Genomic DNA, 22,275 nt, shown 5'->3' on the forward strand with positions numbered 1-22,275 from the left:
GCGCTACCTGACGACCGGCGGCAGCAGGTCGATGCCGTCGGTCGTCCCCGCGAGGTAGTCGGGGAGCCGGTCCTCGGCCACGGCCCGCATGAGGGGGTCGAACGCCTCCCGGTCGAGCCGCACGATGGACTGGCCGTCGGCGCTGCGGCCCGTGCCCGCGTAGGGCGCCGTCAGGAACGTGATGTCGGCGGTGGTCAGGTCGCGCGCGCTGACCGCGATCTCGAGCATCTTGTCGATGGTGAGCCCCTCGTCGACGGCCACGGACCCGAGCGCCTCCTCGAGGAAGCGCGACGTCCGGAGCAGGTCGCTCTTGTCCGAGGTGGCCTTGGTCGCGATCGCCCGCATCCAGGCCTGCTGGCGCTGCACGCGCCCGAAGTCGCCGTTGGCCAGGGCGTACCGCTCGCGCGTGAAGTCGAGCGCCTCCTGACCGGTCATGTGCCGCAGCTCTGAGCCGCCGCCCGCGCGGGGCACCTCGATCTCGACGCCACCGAGCGTGTCGGTGAGGCTCGTGAAGGACTCGAAGTCGCTGACCGCGAAGTGGTCGATGCGCACGCCCGTCAGGTTCTCCACCGTCTCGATCATGAGCGGGGGCCCGCCGTACGAGAAGGCCGCGTTGATCTTCGCCTCGCCGTAGCCGGGGATCTGCACCCAGGTGTCGCGCGGGATCGAGATCGCCGCGGCCGACTTCCGGTCGGCGGACAGGTGCAGCAGCAGGATGGCGTCGGTGCGCTGGGCGCCGAACTCCCACGCGGTGGGGTCGCCCGCCGAGATGCGGCTGTCGGAGCCGAGGGCAAGCACGTTCACGGGGGCCGCCACGCCCTCGACCGGGGCCGGCGCGGGCCGCGCCGCGTCGTCGAGCTCGTCGAAGGGGTCCGCGATCTTCTCGATCTTCTCGTTCAGCGAGATCCGGTAGCCGTAGAAGGCCATGGCCCCGCTGGCACCGACGAGCACGACGGCGCCCGCGACGATCGCCGCGACGACCTTCCGGCTCCGGCGGCGGCGTGCCGGACGGGTCGGGGGTCCGGGTGCGGCCGCGGTGAGCAGCTCGTCGATCGGTGCATGCATATCCACGTAACTACCGGTCCGGAGGCCGCCGCCGCATCACCCTCAGAAAGACATCACCCCAGGTTCACCCGCATCCCACCGGGAGCCAGGGGCACCTCGCCGTGGCAGGATCCGGCACATGCGCGGAATCATTCTCGCCGGCGGGTCGGGCACGCGCCTGCACCCCATCACCCAGGGCATCAGCAAGCAGCTCGTCCCGGTCTACGACAAGCCGATGATCTACTACCCGCTGTCCACGCTGCTCCTGGCCGGCATCCGCGACGTGCTCGTCATCACCACGCCGCAGGACGCCGACCAGTTCCGCCGGCTGCTCGGCGACGGCTCCCGGTTCGGCATCTCGATCAGCTACACCACGCAGCCCTCGCCGGACGGGCTGGCGCAGGCGTTCGTGCTGGGCGCGGACTTCATCGGCGACGACTCCGTGGCGCTCGTGCTGGGCGACAACATCTTCTACGGCCCCGGCCTGGGCACTCAGCTCACCCGCTACGCGGACCTCGACGGCGGCGCCGTCTTCGCCTACCGCGTGGCCGACCCGTCCGCGTACGGCGTGGTCGAGTTCGACGAGCGGGGCCGGGCCCTCTCCCTCGAGGAGAAGCCCGCGCACCCCCGGTCCCGGTACGCCGTGCCCGGGCTGTACTTCTACGACAACGACGTGGTCGGCATCGCGAAGGGCCTGCGGCCGTCCGCGCGCGGCGAGTACGAGATCACCGACGTCAACACCGAGTACCTGCGCCAGGGCCGCCTCCAGGTCGAGGTGCTGCCCCGCGGCACGGCCTGGCTCGACACCGGGACGTTCGACTCGCTGCTCGAGGCCTCCGACTACGTACGCACCATCGAGCGCCGACAGGGCCTCAAGATCGGCGCCCCCGAGGAGGTGGCCTGGCGCCGCGGCTTCCTGTCCGACGACGACCTGCGCACCCGGGCGGAGCAGCTCACCAAGTCGGGCTACGGCAGCTATCTGCTGGGCCTGCTGGACGACTGAGCGCCCCGGGCGGTCACCCGGCGCCCAGCACCGCCGGCGCCGCCGCCCGCCAGCGCTCCGCCCAGTCGCCGATCGGCTCGACGCCGGCCGCCCGCAGGCGGTCGTGGCCCAGCACGGAGTACGCCGGGCGCGGTGCGGGCAGCCGGTACTCGGCGCTCGTCGTCGTGTCGACGGGTGTGGCATGGCCGGCGGCCGCCACCACCTCGCGGGCGAAGCCCCACCACGTCACCTGGCCCGAGGACGTGCCGTGGTAGACGCCGCCCGGCGCGTCCGCGGCGACGAGGCGCACGATCAGGTCCGCGAGGTCGGCCGTCCAGGTGGGCTGGCCGGTCTGGTCGTCGACGACGCTCAGCCGGTCCCGCTCGCCCGCGACGCGCGCGATGGTGCGGGGGAAGCACCTGCCGCCCGCGCCGTACAGCCAGGCCGTGCGCACGACGAGCGCGTCGGGGGCCTCCGCGCGGACGGCCCACTCGCCCGCCGCCTTCGTGCGGCCGTACGCGGAGCCCGGGCGCACCGGCGCGTCCTCGGCGTACGGCTCGGTCGCGTCGCCGTCGAACACGTAGTCGGTGGAGACGTGCACCAGCCGCGCCCCGGCGGCCGCGGCGGCGCGCGCGAGGTTCGCCGCGCCGGTCGCGTTGACGGCGAACGCGTCGGCCTCGTGCGACTCGGCGGCGTCCACGGCCGTCCACGCGGCGCAGTTGACGACGACGTCGTGGCCGGCCACCGCGGCGAGCGCCGCCGCGGCGTCGGTGACGTCCAGCGTCTCGCGGCCGGCTCCGGTCACGTGGTGCCCGGCGGCGGTGGCCGCGGGCACGAGGTCCTGCCCGAGCATGCCCGCGGCCCCGACGACCAGCCAGCGCTGCCCGCCCGTGCCACCGGCGTCCGCCTCGGTCTGCTTGGTCACTCCGGCTCCGGCCACCCTAGGATCTTAGGGCCACACCCCTTTCCCCGAGGAGCCTCATGACGTACCGCGAGCTGGCCGTGCCCGGAGCCTTCGAGATCACGCCCCAGCAGCACGAGGACCCCCGCGGCGTCTTCCTGGAGGCGTTCCGGGCGGGCGCGTTCGCCGACGCCGTCGGGCACGCGTTCGACCTGCAGCAGGTCAACTGCTCCGTGTCGGCGGCGGGGGTGCTGCGCGGCATCCACTTCGCCGACGTGCCGCCGAGCCAGGCCAAGTACGTGATGTGCGCCCGCGGGGCCGTGCTGGACGTGGTCGTGGACATCCGGGTGGGTTCGCCGACCTTCGGCGTGTGGGACGCGGTGCTGCTGGACGACGTCGACCGCCGGGCCGTCTACCTGTCCGAGGGTCTGGGGCACGCGTTCCTGTCGTTGGAGGACGGCTCGACCGTGCTGTACCTGTGCTCGGCCGGGTACGCGCCGGGCCGCGAGCACGGCATCCACCCCCTGGACGAGGAGCTGGGCATCGAGTGGCCCGACACCGCGCGGGACGGCAGCCCGCTGACGCCGCTGCTGTCGGACAAGGACGCGGCGGCCCCGACGCTGGCCGAGGCACGGTCGCAGGGCCTCCTGCCCACCCTGGACGAGGTCCGCACGTACGTCACGTCCCTCCCCGCCCGCTGAGTGCGGGATGTTCGCCCTTCTGGCACACCACGAAGGGCGAACATCCCGCACTCAGCGAGGGGGCTACTGGTTGGTGCGGGCGTACCTGGCCTCCGTAGCGGCCTTGGCCGGGCGCCACCAGGGCTCGTGGGCCCGGTACCAGGCCACCGTGGCCTCCAGGCCCTCGCGGAAGTCGGTGTACCGCGGCGCCCAGCCCAGCTCGGTGCGCAGGCGGCTCGCGTCGATCGCGTAGCGCAGGTCGTGCCCGGGCCGGTCGGACACGTGGTCGAAGTCGTCCGGGTCGCGCCCGAAGATCTCCAGGAGGGTGCGCACCACGTCGAGGTTGCTGGCCTCGCCGTCGGCCCCGATGAGGTAGGTCTCCCCCACCTGGCCCTTCTCGACCACGTGCCAGACGGCGGTGTTGTGGTCCTCGACGTGGATCCAGTCGCGCACGTTCGCCCCGGCGCCGTACAGCCGGGGCCGCACGCCGTCGATCAGGTTGGTGATCTGGCGCGGGATGAACTTCTCGATGTGCTGGTACGGCCCGTAGTTGTTGGAGCAGTTCGAGAGGGTGGCCCGCACGCCGAAGGAGCGCACCCAGGCCCGGACCAGCAGGTCGGAGCCCGCCTTCGTGGCCGAGTAGGGCGACGAGGGGTTGTAGGGCGTGCCGGGCGTGAACCGCTCGGGGCTGTCGAGGGGCAGGTCGCCGTACACCTCGTCCGTCGAGATGTGGTGGAACCGCACGTCGTGCCTGCGCACCGCCTCCAGCAGCGTGAACGTACCCACCAGGTTGGTCTGCACGAACGGCGTGGGGTCGGCGAGCGAGTTGTCGTTGTGGGACTCGGCGGCGAAGTGCACCACCAGGTCCGACTCCCCCACGAGGCGGTCCACGAGGGGGCCGTCGGTGATCGACCCCTCGACCAGCTCCACGCGGTCGGCGACGCCGTCGAGCGAGGCGCGGTCACCGGCGTAGGTGAGCGCGTCGAGCACGGTGACGCGCGCGTCGGGCCGGTCGCGCACGGTCTGGTGCACGAAGTTCGCCCCGATGAAGCCGGCGCCGCCGGTGACCAGTACCCGCATCGCTCAGTCCCGTCCGTAGATGTCGCGGGTGTAGACCTTGTCCGCCACGTCGTCCAGCGCCTCGGTGCGCCGGTTGGCGATGATCACGTCGGCCCGCTCCTTGAGCTCGTCCAGGTCGCGCACCACCTCGGAGTGGAAGAACTCGTCCTCCTCCAGCGTGGGCTCGTACACGATGACCTCGACGCCCTTGGCCTTGATGCGCTTCATGATGCCCTGGATGCTGGAGGCCCGGAAGTTGTCCGACCCGGACTTCATGACCAGCCGGTACACGCCCACGGTCCGCGGCTCGCGCCGCAGGATGTCGGCCGCGACGAAGTCCTTGCGCGTCGTGTTCGCGTCGACCACGGCGTTGATCAGGTTCTGCGGCACGTCCGCATAGTTGGCCAGGAGCTGCTTGGTGTCCTTGGGCAGGCAGTAGCCGCCGTAGCCGAAGGACGGGTTGTTGTAGTGCGACCCGATCCGCGGGTCCAGGCCCACGCCCTCGATGATCTGGGCCGTGTCCAGGCCTCGCGTCACGGCGTACGTGTCGAGCTCGTTGAAGTAGGCGACGCGCAGCGCGAGGTACGTGTTGGCGAAGAGCTTGATCGCCTCGGCCTCGGTGGGATCGGTCAGGAGCACCGGGACGTCCTTGGTGATCGCGCCTTCCAGCAGCAGGTCCGCGAACCGCTTGCCTCGGTCCGACCGGTCGCCCACCACGATCCGCGACGGGTGCAGGTTGTCGTACAGCGCCCGCCCCTCGCGCAGGAACTCCGGGGAGAACAGGACGGCGGCCTCGGGGTGCTCCTCGCGCAGCCGCTCGGTGAAGCCCACCGGCACGGTCGACTTGATCACGATCGTCGCCTCGGGAGCCCGGGCGAGCACGTCGTCGATCACCGCCTCGACGGACGAGGTGTCGAAGAAGTTGGTGAGCTCGTCGTAGTTCGTGGGCGTCGCCACGATCACCACCGACGCCCCCGCGTACGCCTCGTCACGGTCCAGCGTCGCGGTCAGGTGCAGCGGCCGCTCCCGCAGGTACTCCTCGAGCTCGTCGTCCACGATCGGCGACCGGCCGGCGTTGACGAGCTCGACCTTGGCCGGGTCGATGTCCAGCGCCCACACGTCGTGGTTCTGCGCCAGCAGCACCGCATTCGACAGGCCGACATAACCCGTGCCGGCAACAGCGATCTTCACGACGGGACTCCTGACACGAAGGACTCGATGGACACGACGGACTCGATGACGCCCATGCTAGAGCGCGCGGGGCCGCCGTCCGCGCGATTCGCCCGCCGGCCGGCACGGACCACCCGGGTGACGCACGCCACAGCGGCGCCCGGGCCGACCCGAAGTTAGGCTGGCCTCACCATGCAGACCACCCAGGCGCAGACTCTCCCGGCAGTCCCCGCAAGGCCCCGCAAGGGCGTCCGCACGACGGCGACCGTGACCGCTGTCCGGTCCCTCACGCCGCACACGATCCGCGTGACGCTGGGCGGCGAGGCACTGGCCGGCGCCGACCCCACGCCGTTCACCGACCGGTACGTCAAGCTGGTCATGGCCGAGCCGGCGGAGTCGGAGGGCCGCCCCGTGCTGCGTACCTACACGATCCGCCGCGTGACCGCCGACGGCTGGGACATCGACGTCGTCACGCACGGCGACGAGGGCTACGGCGGCCCCTGGGCGCAGCGCGTACGCCCCGGCGACGAGGTCTCCTTCGTGGGCCCCGGCGGCGACTACGCGCCGTCCCCGGACGCCCCGTGGCACCTCCTGGTCGGCGACGAGTCCGCGCTCCCCGCCGTCGTCGCCGCGTGCGAGGCCCTGCCTGACGGCGCCGTGGCGTACGTCTTCGCGGAGGTCGCCGACGCGTCGGAGGAGCAGGAGATCGTCAGCGCCGCCGACGTCCACGTCACCTGGGTGCACCGGTCGGCAGGGGCGAGCCTGGTCGACGTCGTGCAGGCCGCCGCGCTGCCCGACGGTGTGCCGCACACGTTCCTGCACGGCGAGGCCGGCTGTGTCCGCGACCTGCGCCGGTGGGCGCGCGCCACGCTCGGCGTGCCGCGCGAGCTGCTCTCGGCCTCGGGCTACTGGCGCCGCGGCCGGGACGACGAGCACTGGCGTGCCGAGAAGGCCGAGTGGCGCGCTGCCGTGGAGCAGGACGACCTGGTCCTCAGCGCGCGCTGAGCCGGTCGAGCACGCCGTCGAGCACCGCGAACCAGCGGCGCGCGGTCGCGCGGTCGCGCGGTCGTACGGCGCCTCCCCCGCGCTCACCGTGGCGAGCAGGGCGTCGGCGTCGCCACGCACCTGGGCCACCACGGACGCCGGGTACCCGTAGCGCACCGTGTGCTCGGCGAACTCGTCCTCGTCGTCGACCAGCGTCTCGCCGCGGCGCCGCGCGCGTTCGGTGCCCGGCTCGTTCGCGATCACGTCCAGGTCCATGTCGACCGCCGAGACCTCGAAGGCGGGTCCGCGGCCCGCGGGGGCCGCACGCCACTCGGGCACCGTGGTGAGGTCGATGTAGAGCCACTCGCCGTGCGGGTGGTCGCGGTGGAAGTCGGCGATCCACCCGTACTCACCCACCAGGAGCAGTCCGGAGAACCGCGTCCGGAACCGCCGCCCCGGCCGGCTGAACGAGGTGCCGACGTCGTAGCCGAGCCACACGCCGTGCTCGTCGGTGCCGAGGTACGCCCCGTCGTAACGCCAGTGCGGCGTGCCGTCCCACTTGCGCATGCGCACGCCCACGAGCGTGCCGGGCACGGACGGCAACGACGGTGATACGCCCTGGTCAGCGGGTTGTTGCGCAGACATGTCGGGCAGCCTACCCACACGTCCCCGGCCGTAACCCGGGGGCACTACGCTCTGGCCACCGCCGTCGACCGGACGCGCCCCGGCGCACCCCGGGACGGCGGTGTCCGCCGTGCCCGCCCACCCCCACGAGGAGCGTCCATGTCCCCTGAAAGCCGCCGTCTCGCCGAGTCCGGCGAGACTGCGCACCGGGTCCCCACCGCCGACGAGATGATCGCCGAGGCGCTGCTGACCGCAGCCGCGGACCCCCTCCGCAACCCCCATCCCGACCACCCGGGCCCGGTACCCGAGGCCCGCCCCCTGCCCACCCCCGACCAGGAGACCTGGGCCGCTGCCAAGGAGGCGAACCGGCAGCCCCGCGAGGTGTGGTCGGCCCCCGACCGCGCGGCGGACCGCCCGTTCCAGGAGCGGCCCGAGCCCACGTCGGGCGACGCGGTGCTCACCACCGCCCTGCGCCGCGGGCTCCCGCTCGACGAGGCCGTGACCACCTCGGTGCGCGGCGCCCGGCGCCTGGACACCGCACAGTGGCGGTCGCTGTGCCACTCCCTCATGGCGCACCCCGAGACCCGGCGCGCGGGAACCGCCGGCGCCGCGCTGGTCGCCCAGCGAGCCGGCCTGCGCGAGCTCGCGTGGGACCTGCTGCGCAGCCTCGACCCCGCCGACGCCGCCCGCCTCGCCCCCGCCGAGTACCTCCGGGCGGGCATCGCGATGGCCGACGCCGCCGCCGCGCGGACCGCCACCGCCTGGGTGCGCGACGGCGCGGTGACCGACGCCGCCGCGCTGCTCGAGCTCGCGAAGCTGCTGTTCGTCACGGACGAGCCCGGCCCCGCCGCCGAGGCCCTGGAGGCGGCCCGCCGCGGCACGGGCCTGACCGCGGAGATTCGCGCGTCGGTCGACCACCTCGCGCCCTGGGTCGAGAAGGCGCTGCGGCCCGCCGCTCCCACGCACGTGCCCGCGGGACACGTCTCGTTCGCCGTGCTCGACTACAAGGCGCCCGACGAGCACGTCTCGTCCAGCAACATCGGCGACACGGTGCAGACGGTCGCGAGCCTGGGCCACCTGCTCCGGCACGAGGGCCTGCGCCTGCACGGCGACGACGCCGTGACCGGCCCGGTGCGCCGCCTCGCAGGCCGCGTGCGCCCCGACCACGTGGTGCCTGGACCGGGTGCGGACGTGCACCTCACGCTGGTCCAGCGCGACATGTCCCGCCTGGACGCGGTGCCGCCCGGCACGTGGATGCTCGCGTTCGGCTGGTACATGCACAGCCAGTTCGACCTGCGCTTCGACTTCCCGTTCCACGAGAACCTGCTGCCGCTGTTCGTGTCCTTCCACGTGAACAAGCACGCGATCCTGACGCCCGCCGCCGTCGACTACCTGCGCGCCCACGGCCCGGTCGGGTGCCGGGACTGGACCACCGTGCACCTGCTGCTCAACGCGGGCGTGCCCGCGTTCTTCAGCGGCTGCCTCACCACCACCGTCGACACCGTGTTCCCGGACGCCGCCCCCGCGCCGGCCGGTGCGCCTGCCGTGTACGTGGACACGCCGGTGCCGGACCACGAGAGCGACGCGGAGCACGTGACCCACCTGCACCCCTCGGTGCGGCACGCGTCGTTCGACGAGAACGTGCGGCACGCCGTCGGCCTGCTGGACGACTACCGCGGCCGGTACTCCCGCGTGGTCACCTCCCGGCTGCACGCCTACCTGCCCTCGTGGGCGGTCGGGGCCGACGTGGACTTCCGGCCCCGGAACGACGCCGACATCCGGTTCGCGGGCCTGCTCGACGCCGACGAGGCGGGACGCCGCGCCATGCAGGAGCGGATCCGGGCGCTCGTCGCCCCGGCCATGGCCCGCATCCTCGCGGGGGCCGCCCGCGAGGAGGTCTACGCCACGTGGCGCGCCACCGTCGCGGACGAGGTGGCCCGCGCGCGGGCGGTGCACGACGCCCCGGTGGCGCCGCCGTCCGGCACGTGCGAGGTCTCCGAGATCGTCACGGCCGTCCGCGCCACGCGTGTGGTGGTCGAGGCGGCCGCGGCGCGGCCGGGCGCCGACGCCGTGCACGTGGCCGTGGCGCTCGACGGGAACCTGCGCGCGCAGATGGAGGTGGTCGTGGCCGGCGTGGTGCGGCACACCGCCCGGCCGGTGCGGGTGGTCGCCCTGACCCGCGACCACACGCCCGCGGACCACGACCGGCTGGCCGCGCTGTTCCCCGAGGTCACGTTCGAGTGGTACGCGTGCGACGGGATCGGGTACGGGGCGGTGCTCGGCATGCTCCGGCACATCACGGTCGCCACGATGGACCGGCTGCTGCTCCCGGAGCTGCTGCCGCACCTCGACCGGGTGGTCTACCACGACCTGGACGCGCTGGCCGTGACCGACCTGGCCGAGCTGTACGACCTCGACCTCGGCGGCGCACCGCTGGCCGCCCGGCCGTCGATCTCGTACAACTACCGGCACGGGATCGGCAACGTCATCCGGTCCACCCGCCTCCTGGCGCACGACGCCGGCGCGGCCCGCGACCTGGTGCGCACCATGACGCAGCGGCACCGGTACGGGTACCGGGGCTTCAACGCCGGCATCCTGGTGCTCGACCTGGCCGCCCTGCGGGCCGACCGGTTCACGCACGAGTTCGTGCCGTACGCCGAGCGGTACGGGCTCAACGACCAGGACGTGCTCAACGCGTACGCCGGGTCGCGCTACCTGCCGCTGCCCGCCCGCTGGAACGCGTGGCCCACGCAGGAGGTCGTGACGGAGCCGGGACTGATCCACTGGGCGGGCCCGGTCAAGCCGTGGCACGACGACCAGTACGTGCTCCTCAAGGAGCACTGGCAGGACACGGAGGCCTGGCTGACCGCCCGCCGCTGACCGTACCCGTTGAGTGCGGGATCTTCGCCCTCCGGAGCGCCGGCAGAGGGCGAAGATCCCGCACTCAACGGGTCAGTAGGTGTCCGTGGTGGGGACGGACGGCGCGGCGGCGTCGCACCCGGCCAGCACCGAGGCCGTGCCCGACAGGCCCAGGCGCGTGGCGCCCGCCCCGATCATCGCGAGCGCGGTGTCCAGGTCGCGGATGCCGCCGGAGGCCTTGACCCCCAGCCGGCCCCCGCCCGCCGCGCCCACCGTCTGCGCCATGAGGGACACGGCGTGCACCGACGCGCCCCCGGCGGGGTGGAAGCCCGTGGACGTCTTCACGAAGTCGGCGCCCGCGGCCTCGGCGGCCCGGCACGCGCCCACGATCTGCTCGTCGGTCAGCGCGGCCGACTCGATGATCACCTTGAGCACCCGGTCCTCGGGCACGGCCGCGCGGACCGCCGCGATGTCGGCCTGCACCACGTCGAACCGGCCCGAGCGGGCCGTCCCTACGTCGATCACCATGTCGACCTCGTCGGCGTCGTCCGCGACGGAACGGGCCGCCTCGAACGCCTTGACGTCGGTCATGTGCTTGCCCGAGGGGAAGCCGCACACGGTGGCCACGGCGAGCCGCCCCGCGGCGACCTCGACCGCGAGGGAGACGAACGACGGGGACACGCACACCGAGAACACCCCGAGCTGCGCGCCCTCCTCCACGAGGGTCGCGACGTCGGCCGCGGTCGCCTCGGGCTTGAGCAGCGTGTGGTCCACGTACGCGGCGAGGGCCGCCTTGTCGCGGGGCAGGTCAGCGGTCATACGAGGGCACCTTCGACTTTCTGGAATCCGGGCAGGACGACCTGCTCCACGAGGTCACGACGCTCGTCGTGGTGCATGAAGGCACCCCACGCGGCGGTGACGGTCACGTCGACGAGGTCGTCGAGCGTCCAGCCCGCCTCGTCGACGAGCAGCATCATCTCGTGCGTCATCGACGTACGGGACATCAGGCGGTTGTCCGTGTTCAGCGTCACGGCGAAGTCCAGCTCCTTGAGCCGGGTGATCGGGTGCTTCGCGATCGAGGGGGCGACGCCGGTCTGCAGGTTCGACACCGGGCACAGCTCCAGCGGGATCTGGTGGTCGCGCACCCAGTGCGCGAGGCGCCCCAGGTCGGCGGCGCCGCCCTGCCCGTCGTCGGACAGGGCGCCGTCGCCCAGGTCGCCGTGCGGCACGAACGCGATGTCCTCGATGATCCGGGCGCCGTGGCCCAGCCGGTCGGCCTGGCCGAGGTGCACGGCCTGCGCGATCGAGTCCACGCCCGCCGCCTCGCCCGCGTGCACCGTCACCGGCACGTCGTGCTCGGCCAGGAAGCGCCAGACCGGGAGGTGGCGCGACGGCGGGAACCCGTCCTCCGGGCCGGCGATGTCGAAGCCCACGACACCCCGGTCCCGGTGGGCGACGGCGAGCTCCGCGATCTCCTGCCAGCGGTCCGCGTGCCGCATCGCGCCCACGACCTGACCCACCCGGATGAGGTGGCCCTCGGCGGCAGCGGCCGCGATGCCGTCGTCGATCCCGGCCTGCACGGCCTCGACCGCCTCGTCGAGGGACAGGCCGCCCGCGAGGTGCTGCTCCGGCGCCCAGCGCTGCTCGGCGTACACGACGCCGTCGGCGGCCAGGTCCAGCACGGCCTCCCGGGCCACGCGGGCCAGGTTGTCCGCCGTCTGCATGACGGCGATCGTGTGCGAGAAGGTCTCGAGGTAGCGGACGAGCGTGCCGGAGTCGGCCGCGTCGCGGAACCAGCGGGCGAGGGAGTCGGTGTCGGCGGCGGGCAGGGGGTGCCCTGCCGCGTCGGCGAGCTCGAGGACGGTCTGCGGTCGCAGGCCGCCGTCGAGGTGGTCGTGGAGCACGACCTTGGGCAGGGCGCGGATCAGCGCCTCGCCGGGGCGGGCCCCGGGGTCTTGCGTGGTCATGCTGACAACCTACCGTCCGCCGCCGACACTCCCCCGCTCAGCCGTCGCTCAGTCGGGTCCGGCCGCCTCGTCGGGGTCGTCCGCCTGGACGTCGAGCGCCTGCTCCACGACGTCCGCCTCGTCGGCGTCCCCGTCGGCGTCCGGGCGCGGGGCGTCCGGCACGTACTCGTCGGGCTCGTGCGTGGTGTCGACCTCCGCGTCCCGGGGCGGGTCCAGCCCTGCGTCCTGCCAGGAGTCGGGTCCGGGGAGCGTGCTCATGCGAACCTCCTCGTCGGTCGTCCGTCAGTCCGTCTCCATCGTCTCCCCGGCCGCTCCCGCCCGCCACCGGCCCGGCCGCTCGGGCAGCAGCGCCCAGACCACGTGCGGCCAGCCGCCGAACGCCGCCGTCAGCGCCTTGCGCACCCGCGCGGCGGTCCGGTCCGCGGTGGACGGCGACAGGGTCGCGCCCGGCGGCGGCACCGGCGGCGGGTCGAGCAGCGCGGCCACGGGGACGGTGTGCAGCCCCGCGCCGGATGGTTCGTACAGCACCGCGCTGCCGCCGGAGCCCGCGCCGTCCGCCAGGGTGAGGAGCACCACGTGCCGGGGCACCGCGGCCTCCCAGCCCCCGGTGACGTCGCCGCCCGTGTACAGCGGGACGGGCACGCCCGCGCGCGCCGCGGCGACCGCCGTCTCCAGCACGGCGCGCGGCCCGGCCACCCGGTGCACGTACCGGACGCCGCCGTAGCTGGCGAACCGCGCGGCGCCCCACGGCGGCGTGCCGTACGAGCGCGGCCAGCCCGCAGGCCCCAGGGCGCGCCGGTTGGTCGCGGCGTGGACCGCGCGCTGCAGCCGCGCGAAGCCGTCGGCCGGGTCGCCGGACGCGAGCCGGAGCGCGGCCCGTGGGTCGCCGGCCAGCCCGAGCATGGCGAGCACGGCGGCGCCGCACGTCGTCTCGTCGATCTGCACGGCGGCCGCGGTCGCGCCGTCGAGCGACGGCAGGTTCAGCCGCCGCGGGAAGCCGACCGTGCCGGTGCCACGCTCGCGCGCCAGCGGGTCCAGCACGGACCGCCGGGCCCGGTTGCCGGCCACCTCCAGGCGGTGCCGGACGTCGTCGGGCACCGGGGGCCGCTCGAACCGCCCCGGCGGGGGCGGGGCGGGCACGGGTCCGGTGAATGCGCGCACGGCGCCGAGCAGGGACGAAAGGCGCAATGTCGACGGCACGTCGCCAGGCTATGCCGGGTCGGCGCGACTCGCCGGTTCGCCACGCTGGACGGCCGGCGTCGTCCGGCGGCGGTGAACGCGCAGGTCAGACGATACGGTCGAGCACCACCGGGCGGTCGTGCACCAGGCCGGCGCCGGCCAGGGCGCCCGCGCCGCCGTCGATGCTCGCGAGCGCGCCTGCCGCACCCGCGAAGATGCCCTCCAGCACGGTCTCGGCGCTCTCGTGCCGCACCTCCCAGGCCCCGGCGAGCGCCTCGCGCGCCCGCTCGAACCGCTCGGGGGTGTCGGTGTGCAGGGTCAGCACCGGCTGGCCCTCGGCCACCCGCCCACCGGGCTTGACGTGGATCTCGATGCCGGCCGCCGCCTGCACCGCGTCCTCCTTGCGGGCCCGGCCGGCGCCCAGCCGGCGCACCGCCACGCCGACGGCGTACGCGTCGAGCGAGGTCAGCACGCCGGAGCGCGGCGCCACCAGGGTCTCGGTCTCCTTCGCGACCGGCAGCGGCGCGTCGACGTCGCCGCCCTGGGCCGCGATCATCGCGCGCCACCGGTCCATGGCCCGGCCGTCGGCCAGCGCGGCGCGCACGTCCGCCTCGGGGGTGGGGCGGCCCGCGGCGTCGAGCATCTCGACGGCCAGCGCCACCGTGAGGTCGACGACGTCCGCCGGCCCGCCGCCCGCCAGCACCTCGAGCGACTCGCGCACCTCCAGCGCGTTGCCCGCGGTGAGGCCGAGCGGCACGGACATGTCCGTGAGCAGGGCGACGGTGCGCACGCCGGCGTCGGTACCGAGGTCGACCATGGTGCGGGCGAGCTCGCGCGCGCTGTCCAGGTCCTTCATGAACGCGCCCGAGCCCACCTTGACGTCGAGCACCAGGGCGCCCGTGCCCTCGGCGATCTTCTTGGACATGATCGAGCTCGCGATGAGCGGGATCGCCTCGACCGTGGCGGTGACGTCCCGCAGCGCGTAGAGCTTCTTGTCGGCCGGCGCCAGGCCCGCGCCCGCGGCGCAGACCACCGCGCCCACGGACTCGAGCTGCCCCATCATCTCGTCGTTGGTCAGGGACGCACGCCAGCCCGGGATGGACTCCAGCTTGTCGAGCGTGCCGCCGGTGTGGCCCAGGCCGCGGCCCGAGAGCTGCGGCACGGCCACGTCGAAGGTCGCGACGAGGGGCGCCAGCGGCAGGGTGATCTTGTCCCCCACGCCGCCGGTCGAGTGCTTGTCCGCCGTGGGCCGCGAGAGCCCGGCGAACGACATGCGCTCGCCCGACGCGATCATCGCGTGCGTCCACCGGGAGATCTCGGGCCGGGTCATGCCGTTGAGCAGGATCGCCATGGTCATGGCGGCCATCTGCTCGTCGGCCACCGCACCACGCGTGTAGGCGTCGATCAGCCAGTCGATCTGCGCGTCGCTCAGGGACTCCGTGTTGTCGCGCTTGGTCCGGATGATGTCGACGGCGTCGAACGGCTCGGTCGCCTGCTCGGTCATGATGCTGCCTCCCGCACGTGGTCCAGGTTGCCCGGCCCGAAGGCCTGCGGCAGTACTTCGGTCATCGGCAGGACACCCTGGGGCGTGTCCACCAGCAGGTCGGGCCCGCCGTGCTCCCACAGGAGCTGGCGGCACCGACCGCACGGCATGATCGTCTCGCCGAGCACGTTCACGCAGGTGAACGATGCCAGCTGCCCCCCGCCCGACATCACCAGCGCGCTGATCAGCGAGCACTCGGCGCAGAGCGTGACGCCGTAGGCGGCGTTCTCGATGTTCGCCCCGGTGAGCAGGCGTCCGTCGGTGGCGTACGCCGCCGCACCGACCTTGAAGTCGGAGTACGGCGCGTACGCCTTGCCGACCGCCTCCCGGGCAGCGGCCCGCAGGCCGTCCCAGTCCACGGTGTCGTGGGAGTCCTCGGTGTTCACGGTCCCCATCCTCAGCCCTTGACGTACGGCTCGCCCGACGCGGCCGGCGGCCGCGACCGGCCCACCAGGCCGGCCACGGCGAGCAGCGTGACGACGTACGGGACCATGAGCATGAACTGGCTGGGCACGGGCGAGCCCACCACGGACAGCACGTTCTGCAGGTTGGACGCGAAGCCGAACAGCAGGCCGGCGAACGCCGCGCGCACCGGGTCCCACTTGCCGAAGATCACCGCGGCGAGCGCGATGTAGCCCGCGCCGCCGGTCATGTTCTCGCCGAACTGGCTGAGCTGCACGGTCGTGTAGAACGCGCCGCCGAGCCCCGCGACGGCGCCCGCGACGAGCACCGCGTTGTAGCGGGTGCGCACCACGTCGATGCCGACGGTGTCGGCCGCCTTCGGGTGCTCGCCCACGGCCCGCAGCCGCAGGCCCCACCGCGTGCGGTTCAGCGCGAACCAGACGGCGGGCACGGCCAGGAACATGAGGTAGATGAGCAGCGGCTGCCGGAACAGCACGGGGCCGAGCACCGGGATGTCCGACAGCACCGGGATCGGCACGGCCGTGAACCGGGTGGTCGAGTTCAGCGTCTCCGCCGAGGGCACGAGCACCTGCGAGTACAGGAAGCTCGTCAGGCCCACGACGAGCACGTTCAGCACCACACCGACGATCACCTGGTTGACGTGGTAGGTGATCGCGAAGAGGCCGAGCACCAGCGACACGAGCGCACCGGCCAGCAGTGCGGCCGCGAGGCCCGCCACGGCGCTGTCCGTGATCGACGAGACGACGGCGGCGGTGAACGCAGCGCCCAGGAGCTGGGCCTCGATCGCGATGTTGACCACGCCCGCACGCTCGCCGATGACACCGCCCAGCGCGCCGTAGACGAACGGCACCGACCACAGCACGGCGCCGCCGAGCAGGCCGACGATCGACAGGTCGCGCGGGCTGCCCGCGCCGGCCCAGGCCAGGAAGCCCGTCAGCGCGGCGGCCGAGTACACGACCACGAGCCACGTCGGGGTGCGCCGGCGGCGCGCGGTGAGCACGGCGGCCACGGCCGTTACCGCGAGCAGCACGACGGCGCACACCCAGGCGAGCGGCGCCGAGGGCAGCACGACGACCGGGATCTGGAAGAAGTCGCTGCGCTGGGACAGCAGGAAGCGCGTGTCCCCCGAGTGCGGCACCGCGACGAGCAGGAGCGCGTACAGCAGGGTCACCGTGGCCAGCACGCCCGCGGTCTTCCACGACACGAGCGTCACGGTCCGTGTCGTCTCCGAGAGCGGCGCGTCCAGCTGGGTGGTCTTGTGGTCGGCGCTCACGCGGCCGCCTCCTTCCGGTTCCGGGCGGCCCTGGCCTTCTTCGGGGCACGACGGCGGGCCGGGTCCGGCAGCCGGAAGATGGCCCGGACCAGCGGCGGCGCCGCGATGAACAGTACGATCAGCGACTGCACCACGAGCACGATGTCGCTCGGGACGCCCTCGGCTGCCTGCATGGTGGAGCCGCCGGCCTTGAAGGCGCCGAACAGGATGCCCGCGGCGAGCACGCCCCACGGGCTCGACCCGCCGAGCAGGGCGACGGTGATGGCGTCGAACCCGATCCCGGCGTCGATGTCCGAGCTGAAGCCCGTGGTGACACCGCCGAGCACCTGCGACGCGCCGGCCAGGCCGACGAGGCCACCGGCCACGAGCATCGAGCTCACGGTGGCCCGGCCGGTGTCGATGCCCGCCACGCGCGCGGCGCGCGGGTTCTCGCCCACCGCACGGAACGCGAAGCCCGCCGCGGACCGGTTGAGCAGCCACCACACGCCCACGACGGCGAGCAGCGCGAGGATGAAGCCCCAGGTCAGGTTGAACCGCTCGCCCAGCAGGGGCGGCAGCTGCGCGGACGGCGGGGTCGGCGGCGTCTTCGGGTTGGAGGAGCCGGGGGCCTGCAGCAGCCCCGGCGTCGCCAGGAAGTACGAGATCAGGTAGAACGCCACGTAGTTGAGCATGATCGTGACGATCACCTCGTGGGCTCCGGTACGGGCCTTGAGCAGGCCCGCGAGGCCCGCCCAGAGCGCGCCCGCCGCGATGCCGGCCACGAGGGCCAGGACCAGGTGCAGCGGGAACGGCACACCGCTCACGCCGAAGCCCACCCAGCCCGCGGCGGCCGCCGCCACGAGCATCTGCCCCTGGCCACCGATGTTGAACAGGCCCGCACGGAAGGCGAGCGCCACGCCCAGACCCGCCGCGATGAGCGGGGTGGCGTAGCTCAGCGTCTCGGTCAGGGGCCGCAGGGCCGTGGCGACGTCCGGCGCCTGCAGGTTCACCACGGAGCCGCGGAACAGCGCCGCGTACGCCCCGCCGACGGCCTGGCCGAGCGCGACGAAGGTGTCGCCGGGCCGCGCGAAGAAGTACGTCGAGGCCGCCTTCACCTCCTCGTCGGTGAAGGCGATCATGATGGATCCCGCGACGATCGCGAGCAGCACGGCGCCCACCGACACCGTCCACGGGCTGGTCATCGTCTGCTGCAGGGCCTTGGCCAGGCGGGTCTGCGTGTCGGCGGCGTCGTCGCCCACGGGCCCGGTGGCCGCGCGGGCCCGCTCCTGCTCCAGCTCCTCGGCTGTGCCGGGGTCGAGCTCCGGCTCCTGCCCGGGGTCCGTCCCCGGGCTCGACTCGGGCGTGCTCACGCCGTCACCTCACCTTTCGCGTCTTCCGGCGAGATACCCGCCATCATCAGGCCCAGCACGTCGCGGGGTGTGTCCGCGGGCACGATGCCCACGACCTTGCCGCGGTACATCACCATGATGCGGTCGGCGAGCGCGACCGCCTCGTCCAGCTCGGTGGACACCACCACGACGGGCACGCCGGCGTCGCGCGTGGCGATGATCCGCTTGTGGATGAACTCGATGGAACCCACGTCCACGCCGCGCGTCGGCTGCGCGGCGACGAACAGCCGCAGGTCGCGGGACATCTCGCGCGCGACCACGACCTTCTGCTGGTTGCCGCCCGAGAGCCGCCCCACCGGGGTGGCGATGCCCTGGGCACGGACGTCGAACTCGGCGATCTTCTCCCGGGCGAACCGGTCGCGGAAGGCGAGCTGGAGCGCTCCGCGCCGCACGAAGGGCGGCCCGTCGGAGCGGTCGAGCATGAGGTTCTCCGCGATGGTGAACTCGCCGACCAGGCCGTCGTGCGTGCGGTCCTCGGGCACGAAGCCGACGCCCTCGTCGAGGATGCGGCGCACCGAGCGCCCCACCAGCTCCTTGCCGTCCAGGGTGATGCTGCCGGTGACATCGCCCTCCAGGCCGATCAGGGCCTCGGTGAGCTCGGTCTGGCCGTTGCCCTGCACGCCCGCGACGGCGAGCACCTCGCCGCCGGACACCTCGAAGCTCACGCCGTCGACCACGACGGTGCCGGCCTCGTCGGTGACCACCAGGTCGGTGACGCGCAGCCCGTTGTCCCGCAGCGTCGGCGCGTCCTTGTGCACGGTGAGCTCGACGGCGCGCCCCACCATGAGGGAGGCGAGCTCGGCGTCCGACGCCGTGGGGCTCGCCTCGCCCACGACCTTGCCGTGGCGGATCACGGTGATGCGGTCGGCGACCTCGCGCACCTCGCGCAGCTTGTGGGTGATGAAGACGATCGCGGCGCCCTCGTCGCGCAGCTGCCGCATGATCGCCATGAGCTCGTCGGTCTCCTGCGGCGTGAGCACCGCCGTCGGCTCGTCGAAGACCAGCACGTCGGCGTTGCGCGAGAGCGCCTTGATGATCTCGACACGCTGCTGCACGCCCACGGGAAGGTCCTCGACGACGGCGTCGGGGTCCACGTGGAAACCGAAGCGTGCGGAGATCTCGCGCACCTGGGCGCGCGCCGCGTCCAGGTCGAGACGGCCGCCGCCGCGGGTCTGCTCGTGCCCGAGCATGACGTTCTCGGCCACGGTGAAGACCGGTACGAGCATGAAGTGCTGGTGCACCATGCCGATGCCCGCGGCCATGGCGTCGCCGGGGCCGGCGAAGCGCTGGACCTCGTCGTCCAGCAGGATGTCGCCCTCCTCGGCCTCGTACAGGCCGTACAGGACGTTCATCAGGGTGGACTTGCCCGCCCCGTTCTCGCCCAGGAGGCAGTGGATCTCGCCCGGTTCGACGACCAGGTCGATGTGATCGTTCGCGACGAGCGCGCCGAAGCGCTTGGTGATGCCGCGCAGCTCGAGCCGCATTGGAATCCTTCCCGAAAAGGGGGTCCTGCTCATGACAGGTCCCGGGGCACACGGCGCGTGCCGTGCCCCCCGGGACCATCTTGCGTCACGTCTCGGTCATCCGACCGACCGGCCGCACGGGCCGTGAGACGGATCACTGGGCGAGGTAGGACTCCACCTCGACGTCGCCCGCGATGATCGACTCCTTGAGGTCCTGGACCTCGGTCCAGAGCGCCGGGTCGACCTTGTCCTCGAAGTTGTGCAGCGGGGCGATGTCCACGCCGCCGTTCTCGAGCGTACCCACGTACGGCGTCGGGTCGAACTCGTCGTTGCCCGAGGAGAGCACGGCCTCCTTCGTGGAGACGTCCATGCCCTTGAGGATGGAGGTCAGCACGATGTCCTGGGTGGTCGGGTCCGACTCGTAGAAGTCGGCGTCCACACCGATCAGGGCGACGTCCTCGCCGGAGTCCTCGATCGCGTCGATCGCGGACTGGTAGATCGGTCCGCCGACGGGCAGGATCACGTCGACACCCTGGTCGAGCACGTTCTGCGCCGTCTGCTTCGCCGCGGGGTCGGCCGCGAAGCCGCCCGTGAACGAGCCCTTCTCGCCGTCCCAGCCGACGAGCTCGACGTTCTCGCCCTTGGTCTCGTTGTAGTAGTCGATGCCCTGCTTGAAGCCGTCCATGAAGATGGTGACGGTCGGGAAGTCCATGCCGCCGAAGGTGCCGACCTTGCCGGCCTCCGAGTAGCCCGCGGCGAGGTAGCCCGCGAGGAACGCGCCCTGCGCCGTGTCGTAGAGGAGCGGCTTGATGTTGTCCGCGTCGGCCTGGCCGTCGAAGTCCGCGTCGGCCGCGTCGTCGATGATGATGTAGTCGATGTCCGGGTTGGCGGTCGCCGACTCGATGGTGGTGGCGGAGAGCGCGAAGCCGACCGTGACGATCGCGTCGCAGCTCTCGGCCACGAGCGACTCCACGTTGCCCTTGAAGTCGTTCTCGGACGCCGACTGCACGTCGACCAGCTCGGTGTCGAGCTCCTGGGCCGCCGCGTCAGCGCCCTCGAAGCTGAGCTGGTTGAAGCTCTTGTCGTCGAAGCCACCGGCGTCCGACACGATGCAGGGCTTGAAGTCACTGGCGGCAGCCGAACCGTCACCGGTCGACTCGGTGGGGGCCTCGCCGCATGCCGCGAGCGCGAGCGCCGCTGCTCCCGCAAGCGCGGTAAGCCGAACAGCCTTCTTCACTGGTGCTCCTTCGATGATCCTGAGGGGCCCATCCAAACAGATCTGGGCCCTATACCGCACCGAGGGTAGCCAGCGCATCCCGCGTTTCGCGTTTCGAGACGGTAACCGGAGTAAGTCGTTACCGAAGCGTCATCGACAGGAACATCTCTGCGTCAGCGTGGAGGCGGCCCCGCGTCAGCGCGCCGCGAACTGGGCGAGGGCCCGCACACCCACGCCGATCGCCCGCTCGTCGACCACGAGGTCGCCCTGGTGCAGGTCGTACGTGCGGCCGCCCGGGGTGCGCACGCCGAGCCGTGCCATCGTGCCGGGGACCTTGCGCAGGTACCACGCGAAGTCCTCGCCGCCCATCGACTGCTCGGTGAGCTGCACGGCCTCGGGGCCGACGGCGTCGCGCACCGCGTCCTCGAGGTCGCACGTGGCCTCGGTCTGGTTCTCGACCGGCGGCACTCCGTGCGTGACCGTCACGGAGACGTTGACCTGGTAGGGGGCGACGACCTGCTCGACCGCCTCGCGCACGATCTCGCCCGCCTTCTCCCAGGCGCGCACGTCGAGGCAGCGCAGCGTGCCCTTGAGCACGCCCGTGGACGGGATCGCGTTGGGGGTCGAGCCCGCCTGGACCGCACCCCAGGTGAGGTTCACGCCGGAGCGCGGGTCGAGGCGCCGGCCGAGCACGGCGGGGGTCTGGGTGATGACCTGGCCGAGCGCGAAGACGACGTCCCCGGTCAAGTGCGGGCGCGAGGTGTGCCCGCCGGGCGACGTGATCGTCACGATCACGGAGTCGCTCGCCGACGTGATGGGGCCGATCCGGGTGCCGACGTGGCCGACGTCGAACTTCGGGTCGCAGTGCAGCGCCGCGATGCGGTCCACGCCGTCCAGCTCGGACGTGCGGTTGATGATGTCCTCCGCGCCGCCGGGGAAGACCTCCTCGGCCGGCTGGAAGAACAAGCGCACGCCGCGGCGCAGTCGTCCCTCCTCGTGCAGCCGGGCCAGCACGAGGCCGGCGCCCAGCACCACGGTGGTGTGCACGTCGTGCCCGCACGCGTGCGCGACGCCCGGCCGGGTCGAGGCGAACTCCACGCCGCTGGTCTCCTGGAGCGGCAGCGCGTCGAGGTCGGCGCGCAAGCCCACCCGGCCCTCGCCGGCCGGACCGTGGTCGGGGCCGATGTCGCACACCAGGCCGGAGCCGATGGGCAGCAGGCGCGGCTCGAGGCCCGCGGCCCGGAGCCGGTCGGCGACGGCCTGCGTGGTGCGGGTCTCCTTGCGGGACAGCTCGGGGTGCGCGTGGACCTCGCGGCGGAACGCGACCAGCTCGGCGTCCAGGCCCTCGGCCAGCTCGCCCACGCGGGCGGCGAGGGCGGCGAGGGCGGCGACGACGTCCGTCGCGTTGCCGCCCGGCACGTCTCCGACAGGCATCTCATCGTTCGAAACGATCAGATCGAAATCGGCGAGACTGACGGGCGGCTGGGTGGGGTTCACCACTTCAAAATAGCGCTGTCCGG

At 73.2% G+C, this 22,275-nt stretch carries 19 protein-coding genes and 1 pseudogene; 4 read left to right on the plus strand and 16 right to left on the minus strand.

The genetic code is table 11. The features are described from left to right. Positions 1 to 3: 3 nt before the first annotated feature. A complete protein-coding gene (locus tag APR03_RS01600) occupies positions 4 to 1,065 on the minus strand; it encodes an LCP family protein (protein WP_253832078.1) in 1,062 nt (353 codons plus the stop codon). 118 nt (positions 1,066 to 1,183) lie between these two features. Here APR03_RS01600 and rfbA point away from each other — a divergent pair, with 118 nt between their 5' ends. Next, complete coding sequence (rfbA, locus tag APR03_RS01605) at positions 1,184 to 2,047, plus strand: glucose-1-phosphate thymidylyltransferase RfbA (RefSeq protein WP_253832079.1); 864 nt, start codon at positions 1,184 to 1,186, stop codon at positions 2,045 to 2,047. A gap of 13 nt (positions 2,048 to 2,060) precedes the next feature. On the opposite strand, the gene rfbD is transcribed toward rfbA, so the two are convergent. After that, entirely contained in the window at positions 2,061 to 2,966 is a 906-nt protein-coding gene (gene rfbD, locus APR03_RS01610; RefSeq protein WP_308216417.1) for a dTDP-4-dehydrorhamnose reductase, read from the minus strand. Positions 2,967 to 3,007: 41 nt separating this feature from the next. Here rfbD and APR03_RS01615 point away from each other — a divergent pair, with 41 nt between their 5' ends. Beyond that, positions 3,008 to 3,628: a dTDP-4-dehydrorhamnose 3,5-epimerase family protein gene (locus APR03_RS01615; RefSeq protein ID WP_253832080.1), complete on the plus strand. Its 621-nt coding sequence runs from the start codon at positions 3,008 to 3,010 to the stop codon at positions 3,626 to 3,628. A gap of 63 nt (positions 3,629 to 3,691) precedes the next feature. Here APR03_RS01615 and rfbB read toward each other — a convergent pair whose 3' ends face one another. Then, positions 3,692 to 4,687, minus strand: a complete 996-nt coding sequence (rfbB, locus tag APR03_RS01620) for a dTDP-glucose 4,6-dehydratase (protein WP_253832081.1) — start codon at positions 4,685 to 4,687, stop codon at positions 3,692 to 3,694. A 3-nt stretch (positions 4,688 to 4,690) separates the two neighbouring features. Continuing rightward, a complete protein-coding gene (locus APR03_RS01625; RefSeq protein WP_253832082.1) occupies positions 4,691 to 5,857 on the minus strand; it encodes a nucleotide sugar dehydrogenase in 1,167 nt (388 codons plus the stop codon). A 171-nt stretch (positions 5,858 to 6,028) separates the two neighbouring features. Between APR03_RS01625 and APR03_RS01630 the strand changes: the two genes are divergently transcribed. Further along, positions 6,029 to 6,841 (plus strand): siderophore-interacting protein, encoded by an 813-nt coding sequence (locus APR03_RS01630; RefSeq protein ID WP_253832083.1) that lies wholly within the window; start codon positions 6,029 to 6,031, stop codon positions 6,839 to 6,841. Positions 6,842 to 6,925: 84 nt separating this feature from the next. Here the strand turns inward: APR03_RS01630 and APR03_RS25510 are convergent. Beyond that, positions 6,926 to 7,465: pseudogene (locus APR03_RS25510) on the minus strand (DUF402 domain-containing protein); the annotation flags it as partial. Positions 7,466 to 7,603: 138 nt separating this feature from the next. Between APR03_RS25510 and APR03_RS01635 the strand changes: the two are divergent. Continuing rightward, positions 7,604 to 10,324: a glycosyltransferase gene (locus tag APR03_RS01635; RefSeq protein ID WP_253832084.1), complete on the plus strand. Its 2,721-nt coding sequence runs from the start codon at positions 7,604 to 7,606 to the stop codon at positions 10,322 to 10,324. Positions 10,325 to 10,396: 72 nt separating this feature from the next. Here APR03_RS01635 and deoC read toward each other — a convergent pair whose 3' ends face one another. The 11 genes from deoC to APR03_RS01690 all read right to left on the minus strand — a co-directional run bounded on the left by deoC (position 10,397) and on the right by APR03_RS01690 (position 22,189). After that, positions 10,397 to 11,122 (minus strand): deoxyribose-phosphate aldolase, encoded by a 726-nt coding sequence (gene deoC, locus APR03_RS01640; RefSeq protein ID WP_253832085.1) that lies wholly within the window; start codon positions 11,120 to 11,122, stop codon positions 10,397 to 10,399. After that, on the minus strand, positions 11,119 to 12,270 hold the full coding sequence (locus tag APR03_RS01645) for an adenosine deaminase (RefSeq protein WP_253832086.1): 1,152 nt from the start codon (positions 12,268 to 12,270) through the stop codon (positions 11,119 to 11,121). Before APR03_RS01645 ends, deoC begins: the two co-directional genes overlap by 4 nt. Positions 12,271 to 12,318: 48 nt before the next feature. After that, positions 12,319 to 12,528: a hypothetical protein gene (locus APR03_RS01650; protein ID WP_253832087.1), complete on the minus strand. Its 210-nt coding sequence runs from the start codon at positions 12,526 to 12,528 to the stop codon at positions 12,319 to 12,321. A gap of 24 nt (positions 12,529 to 12,552) precedes the next feature. Further along, positions 12,553 to 13,470 (minus strand): hypothetical protein, encoded by a 918-nt coding sequence (locus APR03_RS01655; protein ID WP_253832089.1) that lies wholly within the window; start codon positions 13,468 to 13,470, stop codon positions 12,553 to 12,555. An 85-nt stretch (positions 13,471 to 13,555) separates the two neighbouring features. Next, complete coding sequence (locus tag APR03_RS01660; RefSeq protein ID WP_253832091.1) at positions 13,556 to 14,953, minus strand: thymidine phosphorylase; 1,398 nt, start codon at positions 14,951 to 14,953, stop codon at positions 13,556 to 13,558. Then, positions 14,950 to 15,378, minus strand: a complete 429-nt coding sequence (locus APR03_RS01665) for a cytidine deaminase (RefSeq protein WP_253832093.1) — start codon at positions 15,376 to 15,378, stop codon at positions 14,950 to 14,952. Before APR03_RS01665 ends, APR03_RS01660 begins: the two co-directional genes overlap by 4 nt. Before the next feature lie 11 nt (positions 15,379 to 15,389). After that, the gene (locus APR03_RS01670; protein WP_253832095.1) at positions 15,390 to 16,688 is read right to left on the minus strand and encodes an ABC transporter permease; all 1,299 of its coding nucleotides are present in this window, start codon (positions 16,686 to 16,688) and stop codon (positions 15,390 to 15,392) included. After that, the gene (locus APR03_RS01675; RefSeq protein WP_253832097.1) at positions 16,685 to 18,037 is read right to left on the minus strand and encodes an ABC transporter permease; all 1,353 of its coding nucleotides are present in this window, start codon (positions 18,035 to 18,037) and stop codon (positions 16,685 to 16,687) included. Before APR03_RS01675 ends, APR03_RS01670 begins: the two co-directional genes overlap by 4 nt. Then, positions 18,034 to 19,560, minus strand: a complete 1,527-nt coding sequence (locus APR03_RS01680) for an ABC transporter ATP-binding protein (RefSeq protein WP_253832099.1) — start codon at positions 19,558 to 19,560, stop codon at positions 18,034 to 18,036. Before APR03_RS01680 ends, APR03_RS01675 begins: the two co-directional genes overlap by 4 nt. A gap of 133 nt (positions 19,561 to 19,693) precedes the next feature. Beyond that, positions 19,694 to 20,776 carry a BMP family lipoprotein gene (locus APR03_RS01685; protein WP_253832101.1) on the minus strand — a complete coding sequence of 361 codons (1,083 nt, stop codon included), beginning with the start codon at positions 20,774 to 20,776 and terminating at the stop codon, positions 19,694 to 19,696. A gap of 174 nt (positions 20,777 to 20,950) precedes the next feature. Then, positions 20,951 to 22,189 (minus strand): amidohydrolase, encoded by a 1,239-nt coding sequence (locus tag APR03_RS01690; RefSeq protein ID WP_253832103.1) that lies wholly within the window; start codon positions 22,187 to 22,189, stop codon positions 20,951 to 20,953. Positions 22,190 to 22,275 lie beyond the last annotated feature (86 nt).

Source organism: Promicromonospora thailandica (assembly GCF_024171955.1).
In the GTDB taxonomy this organism is placed as follows: domain Bacteria; phylum Actinomycetota; class Actinomycetes; order Actinomycetales; family Cellulomonadaceae; genus Promicromonospora; species Promicromonospora thailandica.

Bases quoted from the DNA above. Each gene is read 5' to 3' on its own strand.
- APR03_RS01645 (WP_253832086.1), bottom strand. From the start codon at position 12,270: ATGACCACGCAAGACCCCGGGGCCCGCCCCGGCGAGGCGCTGATCCGC.
- APR03_RS01660 (WP_253832091.1), bottom strand. From the start codon at position 14,953: ATGACCGAGCAGGCGACCGAGCCGTTCGACGCCGTCGACATCATCCGG.
- rfbB (WP_253832081.1), bottom strand. From the start codon at position 4,687: ATGCGGGTACTGGTCACCGGCGGCGCCGGCTTCATCGGGGCGAACTTC.
- APR03_RS01630 (WP_253832083.1), top strand. From the start codon at position 6,029: ATGCAGACCACCCAGGCGCAGACTCTCCCGGCAGTCCCCGCAAGGCCC.
- APR03_RS01690 (WP_253832103.1), bottom strand. From the start codon at position 22,189: ATGCCTGTCGGAGACGTGCCGGGCGGCAACGCGACGGACGTCGTCGCC.
- APR03_RS01650 (WP_253832087.1), bottom strand. From the start codon at position 12,528: ATGAGCACGCTCCCCGGACCCGACTCCTGGCAGGACGCAGGGCTGGAC.
- APR03_RS01635 (WP_253832084.1), top strand. From the start codon at position 7,604: ATGTCCCCTGAAAGCCGCCGTCTCGCCGAGTCCGGCGAGACTGCGCAC.
- APR03_RS01600 (WP_253832078.1), bottom strand. From the start codon at position 1,065: ATGCATGCACCGATCGACGAGCTGCTCACCGCGGCCGCACCCGGACCC.
- APR03_RS01680 (WP_253832099.1), bottom strand. From the start codon at position 19,560: ATGCGGCTCGAGCTGCGCGGCATCACCAAGCGCTTCGGCGCGCTCGTC.
- APR03_RS01615 (WP_253832080.1), top strand. From the start codon at position 3,008: ATGACGTACCGCGAGCTGGCCGTGCCCGGAGCCTTCGAGATCACGCCC.
- deoC (WP_253832085.1), bottom strand. From the start codon at position 11,122: ATGACCGCTGACCTGCCCCGCGACAAGGCGGCCCTCGCCGCGTACGTG.
- rfbA (WP_253832079.1), top strand. From the start codon at position 1,184: ATGCGCGGAATCATTCTCGCCGGCGGGTCGGGCACGCGCCTGCACCCC.